The following is a 3350-nucleotide window of genomic DNA, read 5'->3' as shown; positions in this document are numbered from 1 at the left end:
AGGTCAGCGGTTCGATCCCGCTTGGCTCCACCATCTCGCAGTTGGTCAGTAGATGGTCAGCAGCAGGTACTGCTCATATATCGCCGCAGAGTTCAGACAAGAATGATCCGTAGTTGGTGATCATTGCTGTCTGGTCTTTGAACCAGAACGTTCTTTAAAAATTTGGGTAATGTGATAGAAGTACAGCACATGGCATGTTTCACTGCATGCGATGTGGCTAAGGTAAACTTGTAATCTCAAGTGCAAGTTCCGGATTGTCGTGAATCAGTGTCACGGCCAGACTTCTAACGATGTGTTAAACGGGTTCGCCCGATTGACAGATTGTTTGGGGTTATATGGTCAAGTGAATAAGCGCATACGGTGGATGCCTTGGCAGTCAGAGGCGATGAAAGACGTGGTAGCCTGCGAAAAGCTTCGGGGAGGTGGCAAACAACCTTTGATCCGGAGATGTCTGAATGGGGAAACCCACCCGTCATAAGACGGGTATTACACACTGAATCCATAGGTGTGTGAGGCGAACCAGGGGAACTGAAACATCTAAGTACCCTGAGGAAAAGAAATCAACCGAGATTCCCCAAGTAGTGGCGAGCGAACGGGGACCAGCCCTTAAGCGGTTTTGAGTTTAGTGGAACGCTCTGGAAAGTGCGGCCATAGTGGGTGATAGCCCCGTACACGAAAGACTCTTAGCCGTGAAATCGAGTAGGTCGGCGCACGTGAAACGTTGACTGAACATGGGGGGACCATCCTCCAAGGCTAAATACTCCTGACTGACCGATAGTGAACCAGTACCGTGAGGGAAAGGCGAAAAGAACCCCTGTGAGGGGAGTGAAATAGAACCTGAAACCGTATGCGTACAAGCAGTGGGAGCAGACTTGTTCTGTGACTGCGTACCTTTTGTATAATGGGTCAGCGACTTATATTCAGTGGCGAGCTTAACCGTCTAGGGGAGGCGTAGGGAAACCGAGTCTTAATAGGGCGTTTAGTCGCTGGGTATAGACCCGAAACCGGGCGATCTATCCATGGGCAGGTTGAAGGTGCCGTAACAGGCACTGGAGGACCGAACCGACTACCGTTGAAAAGTTAGCGGATGACTTGTGGATAGGAGTGAAAGGCTAATCAAGCTCGGAGATAGCTGGTTCTCCTCGAAAGCTATTTAGGTAGCGCCTCGTGTATCACCGCTGGGGGTAGAGCACTGTTTCGGCTAGGGGGTCATCCCGACTTACCAAACCGATGCAAACTCCGAATACCAGCGAGTGCGAGCACGGGAGACACACGGCGGGTGCTAACGTCCGTCGTGAAAAGGGAAACAACCCAGACCGTCAGCTAAGGTCCCAAAGTTATGGTTAAGTGGGAAACGATGTGGGAAGGCTTAGACAGCTAGGAGGTTGGCTTAGAAGCAGCCATCCTTTAAAGAAAGCGTAATAGCTCACTAGTCGAGTCGGCCTGCGCGGAAGATGTAACGGGGCTCAAACCATACACCGAAGCTACGGGTTCATCTTAGGATGAGCGGTAGAGGAGCGTTCTGTAAGCCTGTGAAGGTCAATTGAGAAGTTGGCTGGAGGTATCAGAAGTGCGAATGCTGACATGAGTAACGACAAAGGGAGTGAAAAACTCCCTCGCCGGAAGACCAAGGGTTCCTGCGCAACGTTAATCGACGCAGGGTGAGTCGACCCCTAAGGCGAGGCCGAAAGGCGTAGTCGATGGGAAACGGGTTAATATTCCCGTACTTCTAGTTACTGCGATGGGGGGACGGAGAAGGCTAGGCCAGCACGGCGTTGGTTGTCCGTGTTTAAGGTGGTAGGCCGAGATCTTAGGCAAATCCGGGATCTCAAGGCCGAGAACTGATGACGAGCGTTCTTTTAGAATGCGAAGTGGTTGATGCCATGCTTCCAGGAAAAGCCTCTAAGCTTCAGGTAACTAGAAATCGTACCCCAAACCGACACAGGTGGTCAGGTAGAGAATACCAAGGCGCTTGAGAGAACTCGGGTGAAGGAACTAGGCAAAATGGCACCGTAACTTCGGGAGAAGGTGCGCTGGTGAGGGTGAAGGACTTGCTCTGTAAGCCCATGCCAGTCGAAGATACCAGGCCGCTGCAACTGTTTATTAAAAACACAGCACTCTGCAAACACGAAAGTGGACGTATAGGGTGTGACGCCTGCCCGGTGCCGGAAGGTTAATTGATGGGGTTAGCTTCGGCGAAGCTCTTGATCGAAGCCCCGGTAAACGGCGGCCGTAACTATAACGGTCCTAAGGTAGCGAAATTCCTTGTCGGGTAAGTTCCGACCTGCACGAATGGCGTAATGATGGCGGCGCTGTCTCCACCCGAGACTCAGTGAAATTGAAATCGCTGTGAAGATGCAGTGTATCCGCGGCTAGACGGAAAGACCCCGTGAACCTTTACTATAGCTTTGCACTGGACTTTGAATTTGTTTGTGTAGGATAGGTGGGAGGCTTTGAAGCGTGGACGCCAGTCTGCGTGGAGCCAACCTTGAAATACCACCCTGGCAACTTTGAGGTTCTAACTCTGGTCCGTTATCCGGATCGAGGACAGTGTATGGTGGGTAGTTTGACTGGGGCGGTCTCCTCCCAAAGAGTAACGGAGGAGTACGAAGGTGCGCTCAGCACGGTCGGAAATCGTGCGTAGAGTATAAAGGCAAAAGCGCGCTTGACTGCGAGACCAACACGTCGAGCAGGTACGAAAGTAGGTCTTAGTGATCCGGTGGTTCTGTATGGAAGGGCCATCGCTCAACGGATAAAAGGTACTCCGGGGATAACAGGCTGATACCGCCCAAGAGTTCATATCGACGGCGGTGTTTGGCACCTCGATGTCGGCTCATCACATCCTGGGGCTGAAGCCGGTCCCAAGGGTATGGCTGTTCGCCATTTAAAGTGGTACGCGAGCTGGGTTTAGAACGTCGTGAGACAGTTCGGTCCCTATCTGCCGTGGACGTTTGAGATTTGAGAGGGGCTGACCTTAGTACGAGAGGACCGGGTTGGACGAACCTCTGGTGTTCCGGTTGTGTCGCCAGACGCATTGCCGGGTAGCTACGTTCGGAAAAGATAACCGCTGAAAGCATCTAAGCGGGAAACTTGCCTCAAGATGAGATCTCACCGGGAGCTTGACTCCCCTAAAGGGCCGTCGAAGACTACGACGTTGATAGGCTGGGTGTGTAAGCGTTGTGAGGCGTTGAGCTAACCAGTACTAATTGCCCGTGTGGCTTGACCATATAACACCCAAGCAATCTGGGGTGTGGCAAGACACCGTACAGACAATGTGGAACTCCACATGAGATTGCAAACCTAGCATGTGCTTCAATCACAACACCCAATTCGCGATGGCGTGAAAGCTA

Annotated in this window: 1 rRNA gene; it reads left to right on the top strand. The window is 52.1% G+C overall.

The window, feature by feature from the left end:
* The first annotated feature begins 337 nt into the window (after positions 1-337).
* Positions 338-3227: ribosomal RNA gene (locus C2846_RS18375) — 23S ribosomal RNA — on the top strand.
* Positions 3228-3350 lie beyond the last annotated feature (123 nt).

The organism is Pseudomonas jilinensis (genome assembly GCF_003586265.1).
Classification (GTDB): Bacteria; Pseudomonadota; Gammaproteobacteria; order Pseudomonadales; family Pseudomonadaceae; genus Halopseudomonas; species Halopseudomonas phragmitis.
This window is presented reverse-complemented; position numbering and strand designations above follow the sequence as displayed.